Source organism: Delftia sp. ZNC0008 (assembly GCF_000799035.1).
GTDB classification, from domain to species: domain Bacteria; phylum Pseudomonadota; class Gammaproteobacteria; order Burkholderiales; family Burkholderiaceae_C; genus Comamonas; species Comamonas tsuruhatensis.
On the sequence record NZ_JTKZ01000738.1, the window covers coordinates 1 to 1,985 of the forward strand.

Genomic DNA, 1,985 nt, shown 5'->3' on the forward strand with positions numbered 1-1,985 from the left:
GGCTTTGCCAGGCGGCATCGCGCGCCAGCGTGCGGCGCACGCGCATGTCCTGCGCCACCTGGATCACCTGCGAGCGCGTCTGCAGCGAGAACACGCGGTAGACGGTGCCGCGCGCGGGCACATCGGCAAAGCCCAGCACGGCCATCTGCGGCAATGCCGCACCCAGCGCGGACTCGAAAATGCGCAGGCCCTCGTTGGTCCAGACCTGGACGATGAATTCGTGGTTCTCATCCTCGGGCGGCGTGCCCTGGGGCCTGCCGCGCGCATCCACCGGCAGGCCGGCGCGCAGCGCGAAGGCGGTCTGCTGCATCTGGTAGTCGAACAGGGTGTCGGTCTGCAGCAGCGCGTTGCGGTAGGCCAGCAGGCCCTGCAGCAGCGCCGTGAGCACGATGGCCGCCCCCAGGAACAGGAGCAGCCGCGTGCCCAGTGCGCCGGGCAGGCGGCCGCGCAGCCGGGCGATGACAGAGGAAGCAGGCGCCGTCATGGCTTGGGCACCATGTAGCCCACGCCGCGCACATTGAGGATCAGCCCCGCGCCCAGCTTCTTGCGCAGGCCGTGGATGTAGACCTCGATGGCGTTGCTGCTGACCTCGTCGCCCCAGCCGTAGAGCTTGTCCTCGATCTGCTGGCGCGACAGCGTGCTGCCCGGGCGCGCCAGCAGCGTCTCCAGCACCGCCCATTCGCGGCCCGAGAGCACCACGTCGCGCCCCTCGACACTGGCCTCGCGCGTGGCGGGATTGAGCCGCACGCCTTCGCGCTCGTACAGCGGATCCATTGCGCCCGACGCCCGGCGCGCCAGCGCACGCAGCCGCGCGAGCAGCTCGTCCAGGTCATAGGGTTTGACCACGTAGTCGTCGGCCCCCGCATCCAGCCCGGCTATGCGGTCGCGCACGGCATCGCGCGCCGTGGCCACCAGCACCGGCGTGCGGTCGCGGCGCCCGCGCAGGCGGCGCAGCACCTGCAAACCGTCCTGCCCCGGCAGGCCCAGGTCCAGCAGCACCATGTCATAGCCATGGCCGCCACCCGGGCCGGGGCACAGGGCCGCATCGGCCTGCAGGCCGTCACGGACCCAGTCCACCGCATGGCCCTCGCCGCGCAGCAGGGTCTGCACGGCCTCGCCGATCATGGCGTCATCTTCGACAAGCAGTAAGCGCATGGCAGAAGAATAGCTCCCTGGAAGGCTGGCTCAGTTGGCGACTCAGGGGGTGAGCGGCGGCTACACCGCCGCTTCAATCTTCGGCATGGCCATCCGGGCCTTGGTCAAGGCCATGCCCAGGTTGGCGGTACGCCGGCAGACGAAGACGGCCACGTAGTCGGGCATGAGCTTGCCGCGCAGGAAGACGTGGATGAGGTTGTCGCTGTTGACGATGAGCTCCTGGAAATAGTGGTGGCCGTCGTCCTTGAGGCCGCGCGACTTCTTGAACAGGCTCTCGATCATCGAGACATTGGGGCCGTTGAACAGGTCGGCCGTGGCGGCGGCCACCAGGTCGATGACTTCGCGCGGATGCGAGTCCACCGTGCGGATGGCCAGCAGCATGCCGGAGGCGGCATCCACGTAGCCGATGGCCAGGCACTCGGGCACGGACCCGGCCACCTCGCTCAAAACGTTATCCAGGCTCATTGCAGCTTTCCTTTTTTGTGAATGGATGTGATCGGTCAGCCCATCTTCAGCAGCAGTGCCACTTCGTACGCATACAGCAGGTCCTCCTGGGCCTGGGACTGCACGTACTGGGCATCGATGAGGCGCACGCGGCGCAGCGCCTCGTCGGCGGTGAGGCCCTCGCGCACCAGCCATGCGGCCAGCACCGTGCCCGTGCGGCCCAGGCCGGCCAGGCAGTGCACGGCCAGCACCTCGCCCGCGCGCAGCATGGCCGACATGCGCGCCAGCAGCATCTGGATCTGGGCCACCGACGGTGATTCGTGGTCCCGCACCGGCAGGTGCAGGTTGCGCAGGCCATGGCGCTGCAGCGGCTCCTGCGGCAGGTC

4 protein-coding genes are annotated in these 1,985 nt (G+C 69.1%); all 4 read right to left on the reverse strand.

Features of this window, described 5'->3' with window-relative positions:
* A partial coding sequence (locus L995_RS24055) for a sensor histidine kinase N-terminal domain-containing protein (RefSeq protein WP_047473953.1) occupies positions 1–484 on the reverse strand: 484 nt, incomplete at its 3' end.
* Positions 481–1,155 carry a response regulator gene (locus L995_RS24060; RefSeq protein ID WP_017405435.1) on the reverse strand — a complete coding sequence of 225 codons (675 nt, stop codon included), beginning with the start codon at positions 1,153–1,155 and terminating at the stop codon, positions 481–483. The genes L995_RS24060 and L995_RS24055, both read right to left, overlap by 4 nt.
* Positions 1,156–1,215: 60 nt before the next feature.
* Positions 1,216–1,620 (reverse strand): hypothetical protein, encoded by a 405-nt coding sequence (locus L995_RS24065; protein ID WP_012203525.1) that lies wholly within the window; start codon positions 1,618–1,620, stop codon positions 1,216–1,218.
* 35 nt (positions 1,621–1,655) lie between these two features.
* Positions 1,656–1,985: protein-tyrosine phosphatase family protein (locus tag L995_RS24070; protein ID WP_047473954.1), on the reverse strand; the 330-nt coding region annotated here is incomplete at its 5' end.

What these genes read in the sequence shown, in the direction of transcription:
- L995_RS24060 (WP_017405435.1), bottom strand. Translation starts at nt 1,155, where the DNA reads ATGCGCTTACTGCTTGTCGAAGATGACGCCATGATCGGCGAGGCCGTG.
- L995_RS24065 (WP_012203525.1), bottom strand. Translation starts at nt 1,620, where the DNA reads ATGAGCCTGGATAACGTTTTGAGCGAGGTGGCCGGGTCCGTGCCCGAG.